Source organism: Mesotoga sp. Brook.08.YT.4.2.5.2. (genome assembly GCF_003351125.1).
Classification (GTDB): domain Bacteria; phylum Thermotogota; class Thermotogae; order Petrotogales; family Kosmotogaceae; genus Mesotoga.
Map to the genome: position 1 here is coordinate 158,144 of NZ_JPGZ01000030.1, position 24,830 is coordinate 182,973.

Below are 24,830 nucleotides of genomic sequence, written 5' to 3' on the forward strand. Positions count from 1 at the left end.
CAAGGTATAGGACAAAGGAGGTTGGTTTATGAAGAAGTTTTCTGTTTTGCTGATTTTGATAGTCCTTATCGCCAGCTCCGTTTTCTCCCAGCGGTTATTGTCACAAGACAGTGCGAAGTTCATCAGTATTGTAACCGACGGAACTTTCAATAATTTCCCCGATGTGCCCATAGGCGAAGCCTTTGACTCATTCTTCGAGATGTCAAGATGGAAGCATTTGAAGGAAGGAACGCAAAACATTGTTGAGTTCAGCGGCAGCTTCGCGGATGAATATAGGGGAAGTTCAACGGTTCTGATGCGATTCTCGGTTGTAGAAGAGGACTCTACCTTCACATTGAGCTATTGGGAGATCAATGGAGTTCCTCAGGATAATAGCGGCCAGTACGCTTTTTTGGAGAGGATCTTTCTTCCCGATAGGGCTGCTGTAGCAATCTCCATAGTAAGAGACGGTTTCTTCTACGAATTCCCCGACAGGGTAATAGGAGAGTCTTTCAGCAGCTTTTTCGCCGATAGTTACTGGGATTACTTCCTTACTTCCGACAATCTAGACGTTGTAGAGTTCTCGGGCTTCTTCTACAGCAACGACGAGCTTGTTGAAGCTCTCTTCCAGTTCATAGTAAACGTCGATGAACGGACCTTCGAGATCGCTTACCTCGGAGTTGACGATGTTACTCAGGACGATACGTTGATTAATACGTTGTTGAACTCAATCTTTGCATCGAAAATCACGGACGTCAAGAACTCATATTTCGACGTGTACTACAACTGGATGACGCTAGGGGAAGCCTTTGACAGTTTCTTCTACGATCCATACTGGGACTACTTTCTATCAACAGATGATCTCGATATTGTAGAGTTCTATGGAACCTTCGACCTTGGAGGGATTCCAGCAGAAGTGTACTGCCAATTCGAAGTATATGACGATGGCAGCTACGATCTCTATTACTGGGAGATAGATGGATACTATGAAAGCATAAATGCCTTCTACCTGCTTCTTGAATTGATTTACTACTGAATTTTGTAGAGAGGGCTCATCAGGGCCCTCTTCTTTTCCGCCTTCAAACTGAACAGATCTACGAAACAATCGGCATGAAATCGACAAAACTCTATTTCTAGGTTTTTGTTGAGCGGTGGAATCGTGGAACCGAAAGATAAGTGCGTCACGATTTTCAAGGGGCTTTGCTAGCGGGTAGTTTTAGGTCACCCTTCAATAAAGGAGGGATGTTATAGAAGGTTACTTGGAGGTTCTCATTCCTCACGAGATGAACAATACCGTTAGGGAAATCATAGAATGATAGTGCAGGAAAGACCAAGCGGTTACTAGGAGCTCCAAGGAGTCCCCAAGAACACAGAATGTCAGAACATTGATTCACGGGTTTCAAGCAGAACGTTGTTAACGAGTGGAGGCTTCCTGAATGGCCTTTGCCCTGAGTGATTCCGTTTCAAGCAGAACATTGTTAACGAGTGAAAATCCTTTCAAACTCTCCCTAGTGTTTATTACGAAAACTCTTCTAGCAAAGCGACAATTGGAAAATGCAATCACCTACAAAGCTTTGGAATACAGATGCTAATGCATTGAGGGAGTTCTAGCATACGTTCTGGAACTAGAGATGCTCAACTACTCTAGGGAAGAAAGGAGAGATCACTTAATTCAATTCGTATTTCCTCTTTGTTCTTGAAGGGATCCGGTCAAAGCAGTGATATCGAATCTCGATTATTCAATGAACAGCATAATTAAATCTACTTGGAACTCCACGATCTGTTTGCTGATTAGGTGATGCTATTCGCTCCGTCCAAGTGTTTGCTGCAGAATATAAGTCCAAGTTGAGAATCTAAGGAAACTCTAAGGAATGGATAGTAATATCTTGTGTACTGCTTGAATGAAGGAGGTGCATAGGGATGAAGAAAGTAGTCATAATCGTACTTATACTTTTCCTGGCGGCAACTCTAACCTATGCTGTTGGTCAGCAACTCAGAGGAAACAAGGGCGCTAGACTTGCTTCCGAAGAGTGTCCGCGTTTTGCTGAAAGAACTGAAGCCAATGTAGGAGAGTCATGTCCTAATGACGGAGAGATGCTTCAGAAACGCTTGAGAAATGGTAGTTCTGAAGCGGAGAAGTCTTTCGGCGAAGGAAGAGGATACCGCAAAGGTTTGGGAACACGCTAACAGCGAGTTGTTAGTTCTCTTAAGGAGGGCCCAGCCCTCCTTTTCTTAACTTACATAAGGACAAGAGATATGAATCAATGCAAACTGACTTTTAGGCCAGTTTTCTAATCAAATTTGGTTATTATTCTTGAATAGATTTGTAAAGCGACCGCCAGAAAGATGTAGATGGTTCAAGAAGACCATTAGATAGCCGGTCGCGATGAAAATCAAACCGACAACAAGAGTGAAGATGAAGAGATTTAGATATGAACCAATTCCGTTTGGATAGGCCGCAGCGGGTTTTAGAAACCAGTAAGGGAAAAAACCTGTTATGGCTCCTCGAATCACCGAAACAACCGCGTAGGAAAGAGGATATACCGCCCAGAGTAAGGGATAGAAAAACCTATATGATTTCCCTTCTTCAAAGATTAGCCAGAAGATTATCGCGAGAAGCGGTGTAACTTAGTGCAAAAGGTTGTTAGCGAACAGAGCCTGTCCTCTGGGCCAATAGTGGTCCGAAAGAAGGAGATGGTAAATAGTCATAGTCACTGTTATCCACAACACCGAACCACCCGTGATAATGCTCAGTAATCCTGCTGTTATTTGTGATTTTGCTGTCCTTATGGAGAATACTGCATTCAAGAGGGCGACTATTGCGACTATCAGATTCGTCTGCAAAGCGTAGTAGCTCAATTGCATCAGTGCTCCCGAAAGATTCCTGGACAATAACAGTTGAAAGGCTATTCCAGAAAGAGAGATACAGAACAACGATAATTGAGAAATCAGATTCACTTTCCTTTTCACTTTGAGCTCCTAGTATCGAAGAATTCGGTTCGCTCGTAATTCAGCTCTCGGAAGAGTTTTGAGCTCCAATGATTCACAGCCAACATACTGAATTATAGAGTCTGCAAGTCTTAAAGTCCGTATTACTAGATTTCGGAAGGACTGAATCCAGGAGTATTGATTTCCTCGAGTGTCGACTCTCTCCAAGTACCTTTCTTTTTATAACAAGGAAGTATAATAACATTGGTGTTACCTAATTTCAAAGGAGGGAGGCCATTTGTGAGACTATTTGATCTCGAGCTGAAGCAGCTTTGTGAAGAAGATGACGCTTCGGAACTAGCCCGATCCGTTAATACAACTCCGGAGAAGGTCAGAGAACGCACTTAACCTGTGTCCCTACGCTCCTAAAGGGGCTTTTGCTCTACTCCTCGACTGAGCCAGGTTTTGAATCTCTCAGCAAGGGGTTGAAGAAGCATCGGGAAGATACTCCAGAGAATGTCCGTATATCCATCTCAGCCGTTCACAAGACCAAAGAGTCTGAGATGCGTTAGCTGGACTATGTGGAAAATGAAATGAAGAAGAATCTTGGGAGCCGACAAAACTATAGCCCAATCGTGTTTCAGGCATTCTTAGGCAACTGGCATAGTTGCTTCTGGTGGTCCTTGACAAGGAGAAAAAAGATGAAAATATTGATTCCGCGCCAACAAGTGATTGCTTTGTAAATAGGGCAGCAGCGGAGATGTTTAGAGGATGTCATCCGATTTGCTTGACAAGAGCAAAGAGGGGCAAGTTGTTGATTGCGAGAGTTCCTCCGTTGGGGACTTGCTCAAGAAATGGCCAAGTGAATCATGTGGTTGTGGCAGAGCAGTTGCGGGATAGTTTGAAATCAAAACCACTATATAGAAGGGAGGAAGATCAATGGCGAAACTCACTATTGTAGAAGGGATCGGACCCGTGTTTGAAAAGAAGCTCAAGGATGCGGGTGTAAATTCAATCGAAGCGCTTCTGAAGACCTGCGAAACAAAGAAGGCACGAGCCGAACTTGCTAAGAAAACCGATATTCTTGAAGAGACCATCCTTACCTGGGTGAATCACGCAGATTTGATGAGAATCAAGGGAATCGGGGGAGAATACTCTGAACTACTTGAAGCAGCTGGAGTCGACACAGTGCCAGAACTCTCTAAGAGAAACGGTGATAACCTTTATGAAAAGGTAGTGGAAGTAAATGCAGCAAAGAGACTCGTGCGCAAATTACCATCCAAGAAACAGATTCTGAATTGGATTGAGCAGGCCAAGAAGCTTCCTAGAGCGATTCAATACTGAGCTCCTCAGATAAGCTCAGCAGCTCGAGACTGATGAAAAGTGGCCGGGTGAATTCCGGCCCTTTCTTTTGGTTGTACTGTAGCGAGAGACTTGGGGAGAGTTGTTGGATTTGCTGCTATGGTATAATTCACAATTATTCGGTGCAGAAAGTCTCATGCTATGTTCAGGGAGGGATCTCTTTGAAGAAAGATGTCACCATGAGGAGCTATGTCCCAGAGAGTGACTACATGAGAATAAGAAACCTGATAATAGAGACTTTCCCACTCTGTGGAGGACCTTTCAACTGGACCATTGACAGGTGGAATATCTGTAGATTTCACATCATACCTCTCCATAAGTACTATTCAACAAGTTATTTCGGCGTTCCGACGAGACCACATGTGGACCACAGAGACGATCTTCCTCTATGGCAAAACGGAATTGGAATCTGGGAAACCGGCGATGGAGAAGTAGTTGCTGTAGCACATTCCGAAAACGAAGAGCCCGGAGAAGCCTGGACACAAATCCATCCGAATTACGGGTTTCTTTGTCCTGAGATTATCGATTACATTGAAGAGAACCTTGCAGACTGGGCAAATGGATATGGGTTCGTGAAACTCTATGTCAAAGATCTTGACGATCTTGAATCGGTGGTGGAGGAGAAAGGCTACATCAGACTGGAGACACCTATTCCCTACATTGTCTATGAGATTCACGATGATGCAGAGACTCCTTCCTTTCCGGTAGGATACAAAGTACTCAGTATTGCTGAAGAAGACGATCCGATCAAGAGATCAAGAGCAAAGGCGATGGCCTTTCATGGTTTTTGTCCACCTTCACATTGGCCTCCAGCAGACGCTTTCAGAGAGATTCAGAAAGCTCCTGATTACGGTAGAGAGCTAGACCTTTTTGTTGTAAGTCCCAATGGCGAGCATGTTTCCTTTTGTACGATTTGGCTCGATCTGGAAAACCGATATGGAAACTTTGAACCGGTCGGCACACACGTTGACTACAGAAATCTCGGTTTTGCAACTCAACTACTTTTGGAAGGCATTAGAAGAATGAAATCATTTGACATTGAAAGATCATTCATGAATTCTACTGTTGAGTTCTACAGGAAATTTGGATTCAAGGATACTTCTAGATATTGCAGACCTTGGGTGAAGTATTTCATCACCCAGAGCAATTGAGGTCAGTTCATTGAGGGCCTTCTCAAAACCAGGAAACTCGAATTCCTGTTGATGCAGGGGGGAACAATGCAGAAGAGTATTGAAAACACAAAGTGGTATAAGCTTTCGGTAGAGGAAACTCTCCAGAATCTGGATAGCTCGAAGGAGGGAATCTCATCAGAAGAAGTCAAAGAGAGGTTAAACAGATTCGGTCCAAATGAACTCCCAAAGAAAAAACCCGTCACTATCCTCCAGATAATTCTCTCGCAGTTCAAGGACCCTTTGATCTACATACTCCTGATTGCCGGATTAATTTCCGTGATAATTGGTGAACCCGATGATGCAATCTTTATCCTTGCCGTGGTTGTCCTGAACGCAATTATCGGAACAACTCAAGAATTCAAAGCCGAGAAGAGCGCCGAGGCTCTACTGAAAATCATGAAAGTGGAATCAAGAGTAATACGCAACGGGGAGACCAGAACGGTAAACTCAAAAGAACTGGTGCCTGGAGACATTGTTCTTGCCGAGTCGGGTGATAGGTTATCCGCTGATATCAGGTTAATAGAAACCAACAATCTTTCTGTCGACGAGTCGTTTCTAACAGGCGAATCTACTACCGTTGAGAAGAACACGGATCAACTCGACGAAGATCTTGAGATAGGCGATCGAAAGAACCTGGCATTTGCCGGTTCAACAGTAATAACGGGTAGAGCAAAGGGAGTCGTAGTCGCAACAGGCAACAGCACCGAAATTGGAAAGATTGCAGAAGTCGTAACTGGATCCGAGCAAGGGAAGGCTCCTCTCGTGATTAGGATGGAGGAATTCACGCGCAAGATTGCATATATTGTGCTGATAGCAGCGGCCGGATTCGCTCTGCTCAGACTCTTGCAAGGATACCCTCTTTCCGACGTCTTCTTTCTCGCCGTGGCGCTCTCTGTTTCCGCCATCCCCGAGGGGCTTCCCGTTGCTCTAACTGTTGCGCTTTCAGTCGCAACGAGCAGGATGGCAAAAAGGAACGTTATTGTCAGAAAGCTCGAAGCAGTTGAGAGTCTCGGAAGTTGCACCGTCATCGCCAGTGACAAAACCGGAACACTTACAGTTAACCAGCAGACTGCAAGAATTGTAAGACTAGCTTCTGGAAAGGACTATGAAATAAGTGGTGAAGGATATAACGACAAAGGAGAGTTTCAAGGAATCGAACATGAGATTCCCGAAGCTCTGAAAGAACTAATAAAGATTTCCGTTATAGCCAATGAAGGTGTTCTCGAAAAGGAGAACGACCATTGGCATCAAAGTGGTGACGCAATGGACGTTGCTCTTCTCTCAATGACCTACAAATCGGGTCTTTCACCGAAGTCGCTTCGTGAAGAGACTCGGGTATTGAGAGAAGTTCCATACGAATCGGAGAAGAGATACTCTGCAGCCATTTATGAATACCAGGGAAAAAAGATATGTGCTATGAAGGGAGCGGTCGAGACGATCCTTTCGAGATGCAAAACTGTGTTGAATGATGACGGTAGCACCAATGAGCTCGACAGCAAGGAAATTGAGGCTAAAGCGCTTTCGTTGGCTGAAGGCGGCTACAGAGTGCTGGCCTTCGCTTCAGGTGAAGTAGACCGTGATGATATTGAGATTGATGAGATTAACGACCTTGTGTTCATCGGACTAGTCGGATTCATAGATCCGCTGAGGCCGGAAGTCAAAGGTGCGGTCAGAGAAAGCCAGGATGCTGGAGTCAAAGTCATTATGATAACTGGAGATCACCCGTCTACGGCCAAAGCAATTGCAGAAGAACTCGAAATCATAGGAAAGAACGACAAAGTAGTTACGGGCAAAGACCTCGAGAGCGCCGGCGACCACGAAAGCAAAGAATTTGCCAACCTATGCCTTTCTTCCAATGTCTTTGCAAGAGTGTCTCCAGTCCAGAAGCTTCATATCGTTGAAGCACTGAAGAGAGAAGGCCACTTCGTAGCAGTTACGGGTGATGGTGTGAATGACGCTCCTGCACTGCAAAGGGCAAACATTGGTGTAGCAATGGGTTCGGGTACAGATGTTGCCAAAGATACCGGTTCGATAATCATCACAGATGATAATTTTGCTTCGATAGTATCGGGAATAGAGGAGGGTAGGTTCGCGTTTGCAAACGTTCGCAAAGTGATCTACTTATTGATATCGACTGGCGCCGCTGAACTTCTGCTATTTGTTCTCGCGGTGATCTTCAATGTTCCTCTCCCTTTAGTTGCGGTTCAGATTCTCTGGCTAAACCTTGTCACGAATGGAATACAAGACGTTGCCCTTGCCTTCGAGAAAGGCGAACCCGGGGTGATGAAGAATCCCCCAAGAAGAACAGACCAGGGGATCTTCGACAGATTGATGATTGGAGAGACACTCTTGTCAGGGTTCTCAATGGGGCTTGTTGCCTTTGTTGCCTGGATGGTGTTTCTGGGTTCCGGAATGGAAGAGGACTCCGCAAGAAATCTACTTCTTCTTCTGTTTGTCCTTATGCAAAACGTTCATGTTTTCAATTGCAGATCAGAAACAGAGTCGGCCTTTAGGGTACCCCTTAGGAGAAACTACATTCTGGTTTTTGGAGTTATTGCAGCACACGGCCTTCACCTGATTGCAATGAACACTTCCTTATTCCAGAACTTGCTCGGTGTTTCTCCTGTTTCGATCTCCCAGTGGCTGATTTTGCTGGCATGTGCAGCGCCTCTGTTGATAGTGATGGAGCTTTTCAAGCTATTCCAAAGAAGAAGCTCTTAACTGATAACGGTCATAAAACTAATTAAGCTCCAAGATCGGAGTTCTTCATAATGAAGCCTAGAAGCAGGCTGTTCAGTACGTCTGGCTTTTCAAATATTGTCACGTGACCACAATCAGGAATAACAGCGAATTCCGATCTCTGGATCCTGTCCGCCATGATTTTCGAAAACTTCCTGGGCTTCAGAATATCTTCTTCGCCACAGACTAGAAGCGTTGGGCAGCTGATTCTTCCAAGTGAATCGCTCATGTACACGTCGCTCAAGAACGTATCATATAGAGTTATCTGGCCCTCTAAGTAGTCCTCTGATACCCTTTTCAATGCATTCGCTCGCTCTTCAAGCATCTTGATATTGCTCTTTATGAAGGAATTGCTGTAGATTGCTGGCACCATATTCCAGAAGAATTTCACAGGGTCACCTTTGCCAGCTGCTTCTTTCCAATTGCGGATAAAAAGCTTTAGAACCTCGTCGAGCTCACTCACCGAATCAATGATTGAAATTGACTTAACCATCTCAGGAAAATCAATGGCAAATCTTAGAGCTACTTCGCCTCCGTAAGAAGTACCGATTATGTGCACTTTGTCAATATCCAGTTCCTTCATTAGAAGCAAAGCCTCTTCAGCATGCTCTCTGAACGTATAAGGCCCAGCCGGTTTTTCCGAGAGAAGCTGGCCCTTGAAATCGTGAAGGAGAATCTTGTACCCGAATCTCTCAAAGACACCTGTTTGCAGCGACCAGCTGTTCGTCGAAGCCATGACTCCATTGAAAAAGGCGATCGTCTCGCTTCCTCCTTCATTGCCTCTAATCTCGTAGTAAAGTCGAGTTCCATTAATTGTCTTGTAAGCCATTTCTCCCTCCTGTCGATTTTTCGGTGTCGTATGGCGAAATTCGAACCGCGGGGGTCACCTTCGTTGCGGTTATACGATCCCTTTCCAGAACCAAACGAATTACTTCGCTGAAAAACCTCCTGAAACCATTATGACAGTGATCGATACTGGATCTCTCTTCCTCGTTGAGTTCAACGAAGTACCTTCCAGTTCGAATGTCTACAGAGAGTGAATTCGGAGGAACCCCTTCAGCTCTTAACGAATGAGACTTACTCACAAGATAAATTTTTTCCTCAATCGCATCGTCCATCGGCCAGTATCTTTCATCTTCTTTCAGAACAAGAAAGACTGCATTTCTACAATGTGCTACTGCTCGACCCCCGAGACCAGCCGCGAGCTTACTGTAGTAGATCATCTCATCGTCATTCATGACCGTGTGACCCAACCTTCTGATTTTCACTCCCGGCTGAAGTTCAGAATCTAGGCCTTCGATGTAAAGTCCGGAGTCACAAGCAAAGATGGGTTTGCCAATTAAGCGATAGTAAACCTCCGCCTTTGTTTTGGCATTTTCGAGAGGACTAATTCCGGACTCCTCAACAGTCGGAAGATGATCGAGTGAACACAGGTCTTTTATCTGGAGATCCAGTCCATCAAGCATCTTCTTCATGCTCGTCACTTTTGCCGGGTTTCATGTGCCATAGATAAGCTCCATCCTTGCACCCCTCGAACCACATTGTACTCCCTTCTTTCATGATAACATTCGATACCTTATTAAAAACTTCTTCATATGGTGCCTCTCTGAGGTTCCCCTGCTATGACCTGGAGATAAGATAAACAAGAGCTCCACTAGGGTGTCGGCCTTCCCGGAGTCACGCTTTGGGTAGATTTGTCCGAGCCGCGCCGTTTCGAATTACGAAAACTTATAAAGTGTAGGGAGTAGACTTCAACTGCCGAATACTAACCGCAATAGCGGCCATTGCTGCATCAACCTAAGCCACTTCCTGGATGAGTGATTGCGAGGGTTCAATGTGAGGCTACTGCCTGTTTCTCTGTCTACCCTTCCGATTGCTCTTAGTGCAATTTTCATGGAGCACAAAAGAGAAGACACTATTTTAGTAGACGATAGTGTAAAGGCCCTGATATCGAGAATGGAATATGTTCCGGCTTCTGCCCTTGCTTCAATGTATAAAATCCACTGACAATACATCGAAAGAACTGAGGAAGAACGATACTTCTTTTCTCAGGCATCAACGGAACTGAAATTCCTGCTTCCGGGTGAGTTAGCCTGGGATTCTGCTCAGCGGGATCGTGAAACAGATTCACTTTTCAGAACTATGGAAGGACAGATAAATGGATTTTCAGTCCATAGATCAGGCGATGATCTCTGGACAATAGAGACGGGACCCAGCGAGAAATTGATGGAAAAATACTTCGAACTAATCTTCTCACAGATGATGTTTCAAACAGTATTTCTCGAATCTCACGGGAAGCCCTCAAAGGAATTCCAGGATCATTCAGTGACGGAGCAATTACTCACACGAAGATCACAAAAATCGTCCTACCCGAAGGCGCAAAAGCCAACAACCTCTGAACAACTAGGATGATTGAACTGGCTGGTTGACTTCGGAGGCCGCTCAAAGGTGGCGGCCACACTCTCGGTGGCGAATAACACCCTGTACTAGATTGAGAGTCTCGATCCTTCCTTGTCATGATCAACCACGCTTTTCGAGCAAAGAGGCGTCTTTATCAAGATGCTCTATAACAACAGCAGGTTCAAGGCAGAGTATCGTCCTCCGGAGAAGGATTGTACGAACTATACGTAGCAGTAAGCGATCAAAACGATGCAGGCTCCGGACGTGACGCGGGTGACTCTCGTCCCGAATTTCCCGGTTGCCGGCTCCACCCAGTCTGCAGCTACCCATACCGGTACGCTTAATGAGTCAGTTATAGCGGCTCACAGAATATTAGCTATCGAATTCCGCAGAAGGAGCAGAGTGGTTGAGAATCGTCAGACAATCTGGTGGTGGAGAGCACACGTTCTCTGTCTCCAGAGGACCTCTGCTGAAAGACCGGTGAAGTGAATGAAACTCCGAGAGGAAAACCGGTTTCCGCATGATTGAAAGCAGTAATGAGTATGCTTTTGCTTCTTTCTGAAGACTTCTCGTCTCTCGGTGTGTTACTATCTAGGTATCTCACACCAGGAGCTTCAGATGGAGAACCTGCTCGTCGCAACCGGTCTAGCACTGGACGCATTTGCCGTTTCGATATGTACTGGAATCTCTCTGGAGGATGTAACCCGCAGACATGTTTTCAGGGTAGCATTTCATTTTGGACTGTTCCAGTTTGGAATGCCGATCATCGGATATTTCCTCGCAGCAAGCTTTCGAGACTATATAATGGATTTCGATCACTGGATTGCCTTCATTCTTCTTGGAATTATCGGCGGAAAGATGCTGCTCGAATCTCTTGACAGGAAAGAAGAAGTCTCATGCAAGGATCGAACCAGAGGCCTTACGCTCATCTTACTTTCGATAGCTACCTCTATAGATGCACTGGCTGTAGGGAGTGCATACGCATTCCTTGGAAGACCAATCATCCTCACTGCTATGATGACGGGATTGATAACTGCAACGCTCTCCGCTCTAGGTGTAACGGGCGGACAGAGACTGGGTCAGAAATTTGGCAAGTTCATGGAAGCAACCGGAGGAATTGTGCTAATCTCGATTGGACTAAAGATCCTCTTCAAACATCTCTACTAGGTCTATTGGACAAATCTTTCGATGATTCCGGCTAATTGTTTCCCGCTTTCTATAAGATTCGATTTGACCTCCTTCAAATCCTGTTTAATCTGCAATCCTTTGAAGTTTTTCGTCCCGACTACTTTCACGCCGGCCTTTTCGGCTTTTGCGGAGAATCTCTTTAGAGCTTTCTCATTTGTCTCACCGGCTCCTACACCTACTAGAAACACACTCTTGCCTTTCAGATTGGCATTGTTCACGAAAGTATTCATCTGAGGCGAAGGATGCCAGGCGTAAATTGGAGTCAACAGCACCAGGAATTCGAAACTGCCGATATCTGGAAGCGGTTCCTTCAACGGACTTCCGAGGCCAAGCAGCGCATAGAGACCGGACATCGATTTCAAGGGCTTTTTGTCTTCAAGTTTGAAGAGTTCTGCACCAATAGAATCGGAAAAGCTTTCCGCAATTTCCTTTGTCGAACCAGATCTGCTGTAATAAACTGCACATAGTTTCATACCATCATCGCCTTTTTTCCAAAATTGATCTTCCACTGGAAATCACTTCGACTATCTGGAAATCCCGATCAATGAATAAGATGTTTGCAGAGCCTCCCCTCTTGAGCAGCCCAATTCCGTTTCTCTGCAGATGATAGAACGCAGCCGGGTTTGCCGTAAAAGGCTTCAGAGCTTCATGTATCGGAAGACCTCTGTCTTTGACCAATCTTGTGAAGGTTTTAAGAAGAGTATCGACCGGTGCCGGCTTTATCCCGACCAGGTTCTTTTCATCATCGAATCTGGGAAGAGAACCGAGGCCGTCAGAAGAGACACAGATCCTGTCGAATCTGATCTTCTTGCTGTAGATGTCTTTCAGAACCAGGTGTGTGCTTTGTTCATCCGCAGTGAAGTCAATATATCCGCCCTTGTTGCTCACCCAGTCGATGCCCTGACTTAGGAGTTCCTCCGATCGACAGATGTGTGTAGGGATAATCTGTCGTGGATTGAGAGTACCGTCGGCAACTGCTTCATAAAGAGGTTTAAGCTTCTCCTGTCCATCTCCAAGATGCAGCACGGTCACTCCAGCCTTGCCGGAAAGCATTCCGGCCACACGCGCGTCCATAGCAAATCTCTGAAGCTCTGTGGAACTAAGGTTACTGCTTCTATGATCCGAGACGGCCACCTCGCCCACGCCGATTATCTCGGGAATGAATACAATATCCCTCATGATATCCCCCGTAAGCGTCTTCAAAGGGTATCTGTAAGAGCCTGTCAGCATGTAAGAATCTATCCCCGAGTTTCGGAAGTCCCTAACCTTTGCAAGCAACGAAACGTGATCTCTGGTAACACCATCGGTGCCCAACATCCCAACAACTGTCGTGGTACCGACTTCGGCGAATTGCTGTGAAGAACCTTCAGCAGTTCTTGATGAAAAGCCTCCTTCTCCGCCTCCCCCGATTAGATGCACGTGCCCGTCAACAAATCCAGGAATAGCGTACGCCTCACCTAGGTCGAATACATCTCCGCTGAGCGACCGAACGGCCGATTCATCAATCCCTTCATCGATTTCGACAATCCTCTCTCCAGAAATCAGAATGTCTTTCCTTCCGAGAGGTTCTGGAGCAAATACTTCAACGTTCTTAAACAGAGTTAACATCTATCCCTCCCCTTCCCATCCAAAGGCCATAACGGCTTCAAAGGCTAGATCGCGCATTTCGTAATAGTCCTGGAAGGATCTCACCGCCAATATGTCCGGCATAAAAGCTTCCGATGTATCGGATGTAGTCTTCCAATAAGTGGTTGAACAACTTACGGAAATTCCCGAGTTAGGCAGCTGAAATTTCTCTACTTCACCATAGTGCCTCGGACTGCCACCGGTCGGTTCACCCACAAAGATCGCGTTTGTGCGTTTTCTCATGGAAATGGCATTGAGAACTGCCGAAGAGAAGGTTCCGCGATCGACTAGAACAAAGAGCTTTCCAGTTCTGTTCAATCTCCAATCTATCATCATTCTTAGAATAAAAGGTGCCAGAACGACAGAGCTGCCTCCTCTATTTCCCCTGAGATCAAGGACGAATTTGCTTACTGGGTTGGTCCAAATGAATGAAACATTCTACAATTAAACAGTATGAACGGGTTTCCTTTTTCCGAACCACATGAAGCATAATGAAAATGCAGGATCCTCGTGTATTGTCATAAGAGAGGAAGTAGAGAGTATAGAATGAGGGTAGAGGGAGTAGCCAGTCGTCATCCTGGAATCAGGTTAGTACTGATACCAGTACTTCCTTCCTTGATAGGTTCTCTCTATCTCATCCGCTCTCTTCTGTATCCAATGGAATCCTTCTCTTTGAGGCTTTACGGAGGCTTCAATTATCTCTCCTTCCTTTTCGACCTTAAGAAGAAGATTTCCATCCATGTCAACCATTCCCAGGCCCTTCATAATCTCTTCTTTATTCAAATAGTCAGATGAGATTGGAGAAATCCCCATTCATTATCGTATGATACAACCTTTCTCAACCGTTCAAAGACATCTTCGACTTCCAGGCCTGCAATCTCAACTACTCTGCAGTTCAGCAGATACTTTTCACTATCCGATGTGGCAACTATATAAAGCCCATCAGTGAACCAGTAAGTGTAAATTGGATAGACAGCAAGCCTGCTATCAGGATAAATCGCCGTGTGGCCGTCTCCAATCGATGCGACGATCTCTGTAAGCCTTGTGTAGATCTCGCTGGACGACAGGTCCTCCAGATCGCGTTCCAGACTTCTCAGAAGGTGTCTGAACGTACCCTCATCTGTATTGAAAAATAGATTAGGGTGAGTGCTCAGCAGTTTCTCTTCGAGAAACCCGATGTCCTGCCTCCACTCGCCGGTAGTTAAATCTTCTAGACTCTTAGCGGAGAGCAGCAAAGTCAGTGAGAGCAGAAGTAAGAACACTAGTGGAATTCTTTTCATCTTCACCATCCTCCCTTTTATAGATGAGATTTTATCATTTACTTCAGGTCTTGCAGAAATCAAGCTATTCGCTCTCAAGAAGAAGCGCTTTGCCCGGTTTGCTATGTATAATAGACTTCTCATGGTTCAATAGAAGCATAGAGTTGATATCGTGAATCCTGGGCCCAGTCGACATACAAGTGGCTCTCTCCTATGTAAGTTGTTTAGAAGAAGATACCAAGTAATAAGCAAAATCGTAGCTCGGAAAGATGTTTGGACTGTCAACAAGAGGAGAGATCTCTCCTCGTCAAGCACTCGGGGCATTAAGATGAGGAAAGTAATATGCTCTATGCCGGAGGAAGATTTGATGTTTATCCTGTGGACTCTCATTGGCTTTTTTTCAGGCTCAATAATGTTTTCTAAAATGATTTACGAGAAGACTACCGGTAAGAAGATCAGGGAGATTGGCGACGGCAACCCGGGATCTTCCAATGTGATAAGGGGAGCAGGACTAGCACTTGGGTTGCTTGCGATGGCGCTCGACTACTTCAAGGGGTATCTTCCCGTGTTGCTCGCCCTTTCGATTGGAGGAATGTCGGGCTGGGCGATAGTCCCCATGGCAGTTTCTCCGGTTCTGGGTCACGCTTTTTCACCCTTTCTACGAATGAATGGAGGTAAGGCTGTAGCAGTCTCTTTCGGCATCTGGTCCGGCCTTACTCAATGGATTGGGCCGTCAATAATCGGAGCGTTTATGTTGTTGTTCTCATTCGTCATTAATCCCAGGACCGATGGCTGGAAGGTCATTCTGAGCATGTTTGGGCTCCTGATCTTTCTCATCGTTCAAAAGGACGTTATTGCTATCTCAATTTGGACAATAAACACATCAATTCTTGCTTTCAAACACAGGGAGCAGCTTGCTTTTCCCATAGCATTCACGTTTCGGAGGAAGGAAAAATGACCTCTCTTCTCTCCCAGTCAGTTTCAGTTGCTCTCTTCCTAGGTATGATGTTTTTAATTTCAGTCTCTAACGCGATTCTGATGAAAAAGATCAGCCGTTTCGAAAGGATTCTCCATGGCCCTCTGGTTTCAGTACTGATTCCCGCCAGAAACGAAGAGAAAAACATCTCAAGGTGCGTTTACTCCCTTCTCCATCAGGATTACCGCAATCTCGAACTAATCGTACTCGACGATAGCTCATCCGACGCAACACTCCAAATCCTTGAATCAATGAGAAGTGAGTTTAACAACCTCAGAATAATTAAGGGAGAAGCTTTGCCAGAAGGATGGCTCGGGAAGCACTGGGCATGCCACCAGCTTGCAAGAGAAGCGAAGGGAGAGATCCTCCTTTTCACAGATGCCGATACCGTTCACGCTTCCTCCACAATTTCACACGCTGTAAGCGTCATGATTAGAGAAAAAACGGATCTGTTGACGGCCATGGTTAAGGAGAGGACCGACACGCTGGGTGAGTTGATAACTATACCATTTATGATTCACAGTGTCTTCTCGATCTTTCCACTCATTATCGCGTATGGCAAGAGGTGCAAATCACTCGCGGCAGCCAGCGGTCAGTTCATGATGTTCACAAGACAGTCCTATCTTTCAATAGGAGGCCATGAGTCTGTAAGGGACCATGGAGTGGACGATATTGCTCTTGGGAGGCTAATAAAGAAGGCGGGAATGAAGTGGAGACTGTACGATGCTTCAGATCTTGTAGAGTGCAAGATGTACGATGGATTCAAAGCCGCATATTTGGGCTTTCTCAAGAATTACTTCTCCCTGTTTGACTACAGAATAGTCCCCGCTGCCTTTGTTTGGGGTTGGATGCTTACTTTGGATTTCTTTCCTCTCACTGTAGCTTTACTATTCATTCTTGGAGCCGCCGTTCCAGAGTCCGCCGGGATTCTGTCTCTGATTAGTCTGACACTCTCATTCGGTATGTGGCTTCTCGCCAGCGTGAAGTTTTCACTCAGACCCCTGGTGATTATTCTGTATCCGCTGATCACGCTCGTCTCATCAATTATCGGATTTCATTCGATAGTTGCTCACCTTTGTGGAGCTGCGAAATGGAAAGGTAGGGTGCTTGTAAAGAAGAAATCACGCTTATTTTAGTGACTGCCTGAACCGACTGCTGAATAATCATGTAGAATCGGTTCGTATGACACAACTTTATGAGGGAATGGTTTTTTGAAGCATTGGAAGATCTGGTTAATTGTTGCCGGCATAATCGCCTACGTTTTTTTGATAGAACCAAACATTCTGACGATCGAAAGGCTTACGTTCTCGGAAGAACCTTCGGCGAAAATTGCCTTCTTTGCCGATATTCACATTTGGACGAAGAAACCCATTCACGATCATCTTCTTGAAAGGCTCGTCGACGAAGGTGTAGATCTGATTCTTTTTGGGGGCGATGTTCTGTCTCCTTACACAGATATGGAGTTTATGAAGAATTACTTTTCGCAACTAGTCAGAATAGCGCCCGTTTATGCCGTATATGGAAACTGGGAGGAATCCGAGACAGATGTCATGGGGAAGATCTACGAGGAACTGGGGATAAACGTGATTCATACCCGCTCGACTGTGATTCAAATTGCAGGAAAAAAGCTGGGATTGACGGGCACTCCGTCCCATCATTACTTCTCGTGGACTAAGTTCCTTCCTGATGATGAGTATGATCTGAAGATACTCATGGTCCATGCACCTAATATGCTCGAAGAACATCCTGACATTCTTGAAAGATTTGATCTTGTGCTGGCTGGACACACCCATGGAGGCCAGTTCTATATACCCTGGTTGACCGAGTCTATACTGAAGACTTCAAGGAGATTCAGCGGAGACTTCTTCAGAGGTTTCTACGAAACCGAGGGCACAAAGATCTTCGTGACCAGGGGAGTCGGAGGATGGTTTCCCGGAAGACTGGCAAGTCCTCCCGAGATCTTATTCATCGAGTTCTGAATTCCGCCTATTCTCCAATGGATTTCTCTTCAGTTTCTGCTGTCTTCGTCTCTTTCTGCCCGATCTCTCAAAGATCGATGGCTTCGAATCTAAGTAATACTATGATATAATCTATCAACTTTTCTTTCTCCCTATGGAGGCTAATATGTTCTTTGCGATAATTCCGGCAGTTGTTTTTGGCTGGGCATTAGGGGCAAACGACGCTGCGAATGTATACGGTACGGCGGTTACTTCGGGACTTGTGAAATATCGTGTTGCGGTCGTGTTGTCGGCGATATTCATACTAATCGGTTCACTGCTTGAGGGTTCCCGAGGTCTTGAAACGATCTCGAGTGTAAGCACCCAGACGCTTCTTACTGCTTCAATAAGTACCATAGGAGCGGCTCTTTCCATGATTGTAATGACATATTTGGGAATTCCTTCTTCTTCATCTCAGGCAATGATGGGAGCGATTCTCGGAATCGGAATTCTGAATTCCACTGTAGACTGGTCAGTACTGACAAAGGTGGTCATTTGCTGGGTAACAACACCCATAGGAGCCGCTGCAGGTGCGTTCTTCCTTTATAAGATCTCGGCGGTATTCTTTAGGAGAATAAAGACTATCCAGGCCCAGGACTTGTCTCTGAAGGTAGCAGCTTTGATCATTGGCGCGTATGGCTCTTACGCTCTGGGCGCCAACAATGTTGCAAATGTTACTGGACCGTATGCCGGAATCATACCCCTGGAAGTCGCCGCTCTCGTAGGCGGATTGAGCATCGGCCTCGGCGTGTTGACTTTCAGCAAGAGGGTCATGTACACTGTTGGAAAGCAGATTACCCAGCTAGATCACTTCTCGGCTGTAATAGCTGTTCTCGCCCAGGCAATTACGGTATGGATCTACGCTTTAATTGGAGTCCCTGTTTCAACTTCACAGGCAATCGTTGGTGCAGTAATTGGTGCTGGACTGGCAAGAGGCTCGACAAACATCAACTACAAAATCCTTCGAAACATCGCTCTTGGTTGGCTACAGACCCCTTTGATCGCTGGACTAGTTTCAGTTGGGCTGTACCTTTCGATTAACGCTATCAGAGCTCTCTTTTGATCAAACCCTTCTCTTGAGCACGATAATTTCCATTCTGTCGGAACAGTCTTCAGAGAGATTCGCAATATCACCTATTGATAGAACAAGTTCCCGGAGCTGCCTCTTCTCTGCGAGGGACAAATTCATCTCGAAGATCTTCTTGACTAGAGCTCGCTCGTGACTGTCTTCAATGTTTTCGAGTCGTTCAGTCTCCTCGATTTTCTCTTCGGCAATGCTTAGCTCTTGAAAGAGATTGATAGCCGCTTCCTTTGATGCCTCAAATGTCTCAACAGCAAGCTGTAACTGTTTCAGAAGATCGGTCTTCAGCTCTGCCGGGATCACAAGGCGCTGCAGCTCAATCTGGTCAACGACATTCTCTGCTTCATTGGCCACCTTATCGAAGGATTCCGCCAGACCAAGAAAATCTCCGCGGAAGTTTGGAAGAAAAGCACCCTGATACATCGCGTTTTCCATCTCGCGTCTCTTTGCATCGGCGGCCGATTCCATTTTTCGTACCTCTTCCGAATAGATCTCCACAGAAGATAGGTCATCATTCTGGATGGAAATGAATACCTTTTCAAGGTTTTCCAGAGTTCTTGAGATGAAATCCAGATGCTCATGAAAAAGCTGAATAATCGCCACTTCTTTCTTACCAAAAAACATAAGAGGTCCACCTCCGGGCATCAGAATACTAGCAAATCTACTAGAGCCTCCGTTTCCCTTCATCTCATCACACCCTATCATCTTTATCTGCTTTGGTGTACTTGAAAGACTCTAATAGATTCTATTATTTATATATTATGCCACTTTTACCTCAGAGTTATCCGACTGGTTCTCGAGAAGATGAACTATGATGAATTAAGCTGAGCACGAATTCAAATTCAAATATACTTATAATGTAAGTGGTGATTATCAGAATCCTATGAAGCGACGAATGCTTCTCGGTTTCACGGAGGCGATTTTGTGAGAATAGTCGGCTACTCCAAAGAATACACAGATCAGATGTTAGCCATTCAGAGCAGGTACGAGAAAGATCATCCCTGTGCGGAGAGGTTCACCGCGGATGATCTCAAGAACCCCTTGTTAAGTGGGAGAAAAAACATTCTTTTGACCATAAACGAAAGAAGAGTGCTCGGTTTCTCCAGGTTTCTTTCCCGACAGAACTTCTCAAGAGTTCACTTTCATCATATATGGCTCGACATAAATGTAGCCGACTCTCCCGCTACCAACTTGATGTCACTTCTGTTCGAGGCTTCACTCCCTTTGATCTCCGAATCCACAAACTCTTTTTTCCCTGCAGCTGGAACTAGAATCTGTGTAAGGATTGCCGAAAGCGAAAAGACAAAGAGAGATTTCTTCTCGTCTTTGGGGTTCACTCGATGGAAAGATTTCAGTTACATGGAAAGAGACTTGAAGGATGAAGTCGTTTCTTATCCACTTCCCGAAGGTCTATCAATGTCAAGACTTAAGCCCAGAAAGGAACCTGAGATTATCAATTATCTACGTGCAGAGCAATCGTGTTTCCCTGACTCGCCGCTCGAGTACAAGTATCTCCACTACTTCTTCAACAGACCTTACTGGAAGAAAGAGGGAGTGATCCTTGCAGCATTGGACGCCAAAAGCTCAATTGCAGGCAGTGTGATGATCTATCCTGACAGACTGAACAACGAATACTGTTTCACGGAAGAGATCTTTGTCGTTGAAAAATGGAGAGGAAAGCGTCTCGCGCGGGCACTGGTCTCTAATGCCCTTGACTATCTCCGGAAGGCCGGGAAAAGAAAGGCGTTGCTCTCTGTTACTTCTGACCGTCTCGCGGCAAAACGCATCTACGAAGATGCTGGTTTCACCACAACATATAGCAAGGAAGTGCTGACTGTAGAGATCTGAGTACTTTCACCGAGGTAGAGTGAACGACCAGATCACAGTCAGTCATCTCCAGATGATTACCCAATACATTTGCTAATCCTTCTTTTGTCTATATATAAGTAAACAATGCTCTACATTGTTTGAAAAACTTGTTTTTCTCTTATACTCTTATTCGGGAGGCGAGATAATGGAATCATCGGAGCTTTTCTGGGATAGCAGCATTGAAGAACTTGAAGCCGGCTACAAACTCCTTAACGATTCATTTGTCTGTCTTGCTTGTGGGAAGACCTTCAAAAAGGGTTTTTTCTTCAAAAGCAGTAACGATCTGTTGATGGATGCCGAGAAGGCAGTAAATGAACATATTTCTTCCTGCCACGGGTCGGCCTTTAATACCCTATTGGAACTCGATCGCAAGTACACAGGCCTATCTGAACAACAACAGACCTTGATGCGGCTATTCTACAAGGGCATGAGTGATAAGGAGATCGCAAGAGAACTGAGCCTTAGTCAGTCAACTGTTAGGAATTATCGCTTCAGGTTGAAGGAAAAGGCAAGGCAGGCAAAAATCTTCCTCGTACTCCATCTTATGATGGAAAGAAGCGTCGGCAAGGAAGACAGAATTGTTGACGTACATAGAAACGCCGCTATGATCGATGAACGATATGCTGTGACCGAGGCCGAGCGCAATGAAAGAGTGGCGAGATTCTTCGGTGAAGACCGGAAATTGGCGAGATTTCCAAAGAGAGAAAAGGACAGAGTGATTGTCCTGAGAGAGATTGCTAAAGTCTTCAAGCCAGGTGTGAAGTATAGCGAAGAACAGACAAATGAGAATCTGAGAAAGTTCCATGATGACTACGCTCTTCTTAGGAGATATCTGATTGAATACGGTTTGATCGATCGAAGGCCCGACGGGAGTTGTTATTGGTTGGTATTCTAGTCAAAATGAACAATATCTTACACGTCTAAGGATAACTGCTCATCACTCCGGATAACGGAAATCCTCATAATAGGACTTTACACACGTTAACAATTGACGATGTTATAATAGTTTTGGTTATACAAACGAATAGCTATTTCACACGGAGGTGGTTCTTTGAAGTTGCTAACAAAAACCGACAAAATAACGATCAAACGATTTGAGAATCGAGAGAAAGTTGAGAGTGATATAGGAATAGGCAGAATCGTCGAATTCCTTCACAAGCATTTGGAAGAGTACGGTGACGATAGACAGGCCATAAGAAGATCCATAGATTACGCTTTCTCTAACGAAGAAGGAAAAGGCGGATTTGTTTTGGTGGCCATGGAGGCCGAAAAGGTTCTCGGTGTTTCGGTTATCAACGATACCGGAATGAAGGGGTACATTCCTGAACACATATTGGTCTATATTGCTGTCGACAAAACGGCAAGAGGCACCGGCATCGGAAAGAAGCTCATCAAACAGATAAAGAGATTATGCAACGGAGATATCGCCTTGCATGTCGAGCAGAATAATCCTGCAAGATTCGTTTATGAGAAGATGGGTTTCAAAACTGAGTACGCGGAAATGAGATTCACCCAAGAGTAGTATTCGAAAGAGAAAGGAAACCACTTGGAAGAAAAGGAAATATGTGAGAGAATAATAACGAGAATAATAGTCGGATATGGAGGTAAGATTTATGCCTAATGAAGATGATAAGAAGATTCTCGTTGTCTATTACTCTCACGATGAGAGTACTAAATCGATTGCAGAGTCTATTGCCAACGAAACGAATGCAGATTTGCTAGAGCTAAGACCTATAGAGAAGAAGGGCGGAAGAAAGGTCAGGTATATCTGGGAAGGCGAAAGCGTCAGCATGGATCCCGTGCCTGAGCTTGAACCCTATTCGATCGATCCGAATCAATATGACCTGATATTCCTTGGTTCGCCTGTCTGGGCGATGAGCTACGCACCACCGATGGAGAGCTTTTTGAAGGAAGCAAATCTCTCTGAAAAGAAGATAGCTCTTTTCTGCACTCATGAGGGCCTTATGGGAATAGTTTTTCAGGAGATGATTAGCAAACTGTCGGCCAACAAGATAATTGGAGCTGTTGATTTCTACGATCCGATCGGATCTGGCGTCAATTATGCGGCCAACGCTAGCGTCAACTGGGCTAGGCAGGTGCTGAAGTCAATCAGCTAGATTTGTGAAGAAGTTCTTGTGCAATTTAACTCTTGCCGTTTTAAGGCTTGAGTTTTTTCGCCCCAGCCTTTTTCAGACTATGACTTTCATTAGTTCAAAGGGAAAAGGCTAATAACCATAGTGATGCTCTTGCTCAGCCGGTCGTGCTTGACTAACTGTTGTGAACTCTGATAAGACAGACAAATGAGGTATAATCTACGGGTAGAGATCTTTGTCAGGAGTCAGAGGAGATGATTTTTAGTGGAAGATCACAGATGGATCTATCTGATAATCCTTTTGCAGGCAGTTCTCTTAGGTACTGTGCTTTTCTTCGGCGACACTCTGTTTCACTCTTCTGTAGAAAGCTCCTTTGCTCGCGAGGCAAGCATAAGAGAAACCGGCAGTTCTCTTCTTCGTGAATACATGAAGCGATACGAAGATCGTGGGCTTCCTCTGGAGTCGAGACTGACGGGATTCTTAATTGAGAATATAAACGTCCATGAGGAATCCAACGGTATAGCCATACTAACCGCATCGATTTCCATTAAGCCTCTCGATATCGACAGCTGCAAGTGGAATTCGTTGGGTTCTCGCGAGGGAAACTGGATAAAGGACATAAGGATTTCTGTCTACCTTGAAGAGGGTCCCGATGGCAACTTTTCGATCGTGAGAACAGTCCCTTCTATTTAGCTCTGACTCTCTCTGAAAACGCGTAAGCGGTTCTTACCCTTGCTTTTGGCTTCATACAATGCGGAATCGGCGCGGTTTATCATACGGTCAATATCATCCCCATCACCCAGAAAGCTGGTAATTCCTATGCTGACGGTTATTTCTGCCCTTTCTTCAATGGTTCTCTTCTTCAAGTGGTCAAGTATTCTCTCCGCCATAGATTCCGCTCCCTCCAGAGTTACTTCCGGCAAGACAATCAAGAACTCATCGCCTCCCCATCTAATAACCTGATCGGTACTCCTGATAATCATTCTAACCGACTCTACCAACCAGGAGAGAACCGAGTCACCATAAACGTGACCGAAAGAGTCGTTTATCTTTTTGAAATCGTCAATGTCGAGCATCATTAGCGACAAGGGTACAGAGTGTCTGATTGATTTTTCAATCTCTACAGAAGTGAACTTCTCCACACCATGCCTGCTGAGTGCTCCCGTCAGAGGATCATTGTAAGTGAGTCTTGTGATCTCTCCTCTGTTCCTTATTCCATTGATGGCTTCGGCGGCATGAGCGGCCAAAATCTCTGCAAGCTCTACGTCTTCACTATCAAAAGCGTCAAGCTCGGTAGAAATCGTCTGAAGCACACCGAAGTTGCCTATTGGAATGCTCAAAGCAGAGCGATAATCACTGCTTTTAGGTTTTGCCTCGACGCATATTGAGATATCCGGGAAGACAAGTGTCTTGCCTTCCCTCAGAGTTCTTCCGGCAATTCCCTCGTGCTTGTTGTAGCAATCATCCCCTTTATCGGGAACGGAATTTGTAACTCTCTTTACTACCAGAAAATCCCCCTCCACAATATCGAGACTATATACATCGAACTCCAGTATCTTCTGCGAAGCTTACACGATGAGGTCGTAAACCCTTTCCTCACTATCGGCTTTTGAAAGCTTCAGAGCTATTTCGTGAAGCTTCTTGATCTTGTTCCTGCTTTTCTTAAGCTCAAACTTAGCTCTTTCGCTATCTGTTATGTCGACCGAGTACTTTGCCCGGCCCGAATGCGAACCATCCCTTTGAAAGTCGACAATGAAACTCCTGAAATATCTCTTGGTCTCTTCCGATCCAACTGACTCAATGAAGGGCTTCCCTTCAGACGAAACCGATAAGGCGGAAATGTCAAAACCTGCTTCCTTCGCTCTCTTGTTGAAGAATACAGAGTCAAAGTTGCTGTCGTAAAAGCAAAGGGCAACGGGAGAATTCTCCAAGATTCTGACCAGGGTGTGCCAAGAAGGCGAAGAAGGAAACTTCAAGCCATGCTTAATCGAAGATGAGGGAGGGCCCCTCGAAGCCGCCATGCAGGTGGAGGCTTCAAACCACCGTAAGCTGCTGTGGTAAAGAGCCATGGTAGTGAACGTTACGGGAAAAGGCGGGACAGTGATCCCGTCAGGTGAGTACCAGAGGAGACGAATACAAGTGAACCACCGTGAACGTGTCG

At 45.3% G+C, this 24,830-nt stretch carries 25 protein-coding genes and 2 pseudogenes; 15 read left to right on the forward strand and 12 right to left on the reverse strand.

Going from position 1 to position 24,830, the window contains the following annotated elements; all coding sequences use genetic code 11:
* Positions 1 to 28 precede the first annotated feature (28 nt).
* A complete protein-coding gene (locus Q502_RS07710; RefSeq protein ID WP_099828705.1) occupies positions 29 to 1,015 on the forward strand; it encodes a hypothetical protein in 987 nt (328 codons plus the stop codon).
* A gap of 884 nt (positions 1,016 to 1,899) precedes the next feature.
* The gene (locus tag Q502_RS07715; protein WP_099828706.1) at positions 1,900 to 2,166 is read left to right on the forward strand and encodes a hypothetical protein; all 267 of its coding nucleotides are present in this window, start codon (positions 1,900 to 1,902) and stop codon (positions 2,164 to 2,166) included.
* Positions 2,167 to 2,274: 108 nt separating this feature from the next.
* On the opposite strand, the pseudogene Q502_RS07720 reads toward Q502_RS07715, so the two are convergent.
* Both Q502_RS07720 and Q502_RS14225 read right to left on the reverse strand, forming a co-directional pair.
* Positions 2,275 to 2,595 (reverse strand): annotated as a pseudogene (locus Q502_RS07720) (Pr6Pr family membrane protein); the annotation flags it as partial.
* Positions 2,596 to 2,607: 12 nt separating this feature from the next.
* Positions 2,608 to 2,949 (reverse strand): hypothetical protein, encoded by a 342-nt coding sequence (locus Q502_RS14225; protein ID WP_133117305.1) that lies wholly within the window; start codon positions 2,947 to 2,949, stop codon positions 2,608 to 2,610.
* Between the two features lie 897 nt (positions 2,950 to 3,846).
* On the opposite strand from Q502_RS14225, the gene Q502_RS07725 reads away from it, so the two are divergent.
* From Q502_RS07725 to Q502_RS07735, 3 genes are all read left to right on the forward strand, one after another.
* Entirely contained in the window at positions 3,847 to 4,251 is a 405-nt protein-coding gene (locus Q502_RS07725; protein ID WP_099828708.1) for a DUF4332 domain-containing protein, read from the forward strand.
* Positions 4,252 to 4,430: 179 nt separating this feature from the next.
* Positions 4,431 to 5,420 carry a GNAT family N-acetyltransferase gene (locus Q502_RS07730; protein WP_165775320.1) on the forward strand — a complete coding sequence of 330 codons (990 nt, stop codon included), beginning with the start codon at positions 4,431 to 4,433 and terminating at the stop codon, positions 5,418 to 5,420.
* A 66-nt stretch (positions 5,421 to 5,486) separates the two neighbouring features.
* Complete coding sequence (locus tag Q502_RS07735) at positions 5,487 to 8,162, forward strand: HAD-IC family P-type ATPase (RefSeq protein WP_102818936.1); 2,676 nt, start codon at positions 5,487 to 5,489, stop codon at positions 8,160 to 8,162.
* A gap of 22 nt (positions 8,163 to 8,184) precedes the next feature.
* Here Q502_RS07735 and Q502_RS07740 read toward each other — a convergent pair whose 3' ends face one another.
* Positions 8,185 to 9,009 (reverse strand): alpha/beta fold hydrolase, encoded by an 825-nt coding sequence (locus Q502_RS07740; RefSeq protein WP_102818935.1) that lies wholly within the window; start codon positions 9,007 to 9,009, stop codon positions 8,185 to 8,187.
* Positions 8,990 to 9,664 (reverse strand): non-canonical purine NTP pyrophosphatase, encoded by a 675-nt coding sequence (locus tag Q502_RS07745; RefSeq protein ID WP_258001825.1) that lies wholly within the window; start codon positions 9,662 to 9,664, stop codon positions 8,990 to 8,992. The genes Q502_RS07740 and Q502_RS07745 overlap by 20 nt, the downstream gene beginning before the upstream one ends.
* A 1,534-nt stretch (positions 9,665 to 11,198) precedes the next feature.
* On the opposite strand from Q502_RS07745, the gene Q502_RS07755 reads away from it, so the two are divergent.
* Positions 11,199 to 11,747 carry a manganese efflux pump MntP family protein gene (locus tag Q502_RS07755; RefSeq protein ID WP_102818932.1) on the forward strand — a complete coding sequence of 183 codons (549 nt, stop codon included), beginning with the start codon at positions 11,199 to 11,201 and terminating at the stop codon, positions 11,745 to 11,747.
* A 2-nt stretch (positions 11,748 to 11,749) separates the two neighbouring features.
* On the opposite strand, the gene Q502_RS07760 is transcribed toward Q502_RS07755, so the two are convergent.
* The 5 genes from Q502_RS07760 to Q502_RS14680 all read right to left on the reverse strand — a co-directional run bounded on the left by Q502_RS07760 (position 11,750) and on the right by Q502_RS14680 (position 14,674).
* Complete coding sequence (locus tag Q502_RS07760; RefSeq protein WP_102818954.1) at positions 11,750 to 12,241, reverse strand: flavodoxin family protein; 492 nt, start codon at positions 12,239 to 12,241, stop codon at positions 11,750 to 11,752.
* A gap of 4 nt (positions 12,242 to 12,245) precedes the next feature.
* On the reverse strand, positions 12,246 to 13,376 hold the full coding sequence (gene iadA / locus Q502_RS07765) for a beta-aspartyl-peptidase (RefSeq protein ID WP_102818931.1): 1,131 nt from the start codon (positions 13,374 to 13,376) through the stop codon (positions 12,246 to 12,248).
* Positions 13,377 to 13,712, reverse strand: coding sequence for a S41 family peptidase (locus Q502_RS14670; RefSeq protein ID WP_258006222.1), 336 nt, complete (start codon positions 13,710 to 13,712; stop codon positions 13,377 to 13,379).
* A gap of 270 nt (positions 13,713 to 13,982) precedes the next feature.
* Positions 13,983 to 14,144 (reverse strand): hypothetical protein, encoded by a 162-nt coding sequence (locus tag Q502_RS14675; protein WP_258006223.1) that lies wholly within the window; start codon positions 14,142 to 14,144, stop codon positions 13,983 to 13,985.
* A gap of 29 nt (positions 14,145 to 14,173) precedes the next feature.
* Complete coding sequence (locus Q502_RS14680; protein WP_258001821.1) at positions 14,174 to 14,674, reverse strand: hypothetical protein; 501 nt, start codon at positions 14,672 to 14,674, stop codon at positions 14,174 to 14,176.
* A 346-nt stretch (positions 14,675 to 15,020) separates the two neighbouring features.
* Here Q502_RS14680 and Q502_RS07775 point away from each other — a divergent pair, with 346 nt between their 5' ends.
* From Q502_RS07775 to Q502_RS07790, 4 genes are all read left to right on the forward strand, one after another.
* Complete coding sequence (locus Q502_RS07775) at positions 15,021 to 15,611, forward strand: glycerol-3-phosphate acyltransferase (protein WP_102818930.1); 591 nt, start codon at positions 15,021 to 15,023, stop codon at positions 15,609 to 15,611.
* Entirely contained in the window at positions 15,608 to 16,765 is a 1,158-nt protein-coding gene (locus tag Q502_RS07780; RefSeq protein WP_102818929.1) for a glycosyltransferase family 2 protein, read from the forward strand. The genes Q502_RS07775 and Q502_RS07780 overlap by 4 nt, the downstream gene beginning before the upstream one ends.
* Positions 16,766 to 16,840: 75 nt before the next feature.
* Complete coding sequence (locus tag Q502_RS07785; RefSeq protein WP_258006224.1) at positions 16,841 to 17,608, forward strand: metallophosphoesterase; 768 nt, start codon at positions 16,841 to 16,843, stop codon at positions 17,606 to 17,608.
* A gap of 145 nt (positions 17,609 to 17,753) precedes the next feature.
* Entirely contained in the window at positions 17,754 to 18,689 is a 936-nt protein-coding gene (locus Q502_RS07790; protein ID WP_102818927.1) for an inorganic phosphate transporter, read from the forward strand.
* Here Q502_RS07790 and Q502_RS07795 read toward each other — a convergent pair whose 3' ends face one another.
* Entirely contained in the window at positions 18,690 to 19,331 is a 642-nt protein-coding gene (locus tag Q502_RS07795) for a TIGR00153 family protein (protein WP_102818926.1), read from the reverse strand.
* Positions 19,332 to 19,631: 300 nt separating this feature from the next.
* Here Q502_RS07795 and Q502_RS07800 point away from each other — a divergent pair, with 300 nt between their 5' ends.
* From Q502_RS07800 to Q502_RS07820, 5 genes are all read left to right on the forward strand, one after another.
* Positions 19,632 to 20,555: a GNAT family N-acetyltransferase gene (locus Q502_RS07800; RefSeq protein ID WP_099828723.1), complete on the forward strand. Its 924-nt coding sequence runs from the start codon at positions 19,632 to 19,634 to the stop codon at positions 20,553 to 20,555.
* 166 nt (positions 20,556 to 20,721) lie between these two features.
* Complete coding sequence (locus Q502_RS07805; RefSeq protein WP_099828724.1) at positions 20,722 to 21,471, forward strand: DUF2087 domain-containing protein; 750 nt, start codon at positions 20,722 to 20,724, stop codon at positions 21,469 to 21,471.
* Positions 21,472 to 21,627: 156 nt separating this feature from the next.
* Positions 21,628 to 22,098 carry a GNAT family N-acetyltransferase gene (locus tag Q502_RS07810; RefSeq protein WP_099828725.1) on the forward strand — a complete coding sequence of 157 codons (471 nt, stop codon included), beginning with the start codon at positions 21,628 to 21,630 and terminating at the stop codon, positions 22,096 to 22,098.
* Positions 22,099 to 22,189: 91 nt separating this feature from the next.
* Positions 22,190 to 22,693 carry a flavodoxin gene (locus Q502_RS07815; RefSeq protein WP_099828726.1) on the forward strand — a complete coding sequence of 168 codons (504 nt, stop codon included), beginning with the start codon at positions 22,190 to 22,192 and terminating at the stop codon, positions 22,691 to 22,693.
* 240 nt (positions 22,694 to 22,933) lie between these two features.
* Positions 22,934 to 23,362, forward strand: a complete 429-nt coding sequence (locus Q502_RS07820; protein ID WP_099828727.1) for a hypothetical protein — start codon at positions 22,934 to 22,936, stop codon at positions 23,360 to 23,362.
* Here Q502_RS07820 and Q502_RS07825 read toward each other — a convergent pair.
* Both Q502_RS07825 and Q502_RS14390 read right to left on the reverse strand, forming a co-directional pair.
* On the reverse strand, positions 23,359 to 24,192 hold the full coding sequence (locus Q502_RS07825) for a sensor domain-containing diguanylate cyclase (protein ID WP_099828728.1): 834 nt from the start codon (positions 24,190 to 24,192) through the stop codon (positions 23,359 to 23,361). The two genes, Q502_RS07820 and Q502_RS07825, sit on opposite strands and share 4 nt — an antisense overlap.
* 45 nt (positions 24,193 to 24,237) lie before the next feature.
* Positions 24,238 to 24,830 (reverse strand): annotated as a pseudogene (locus Q502_RS14390) (hypothetical protein); the annotation flags it as partial.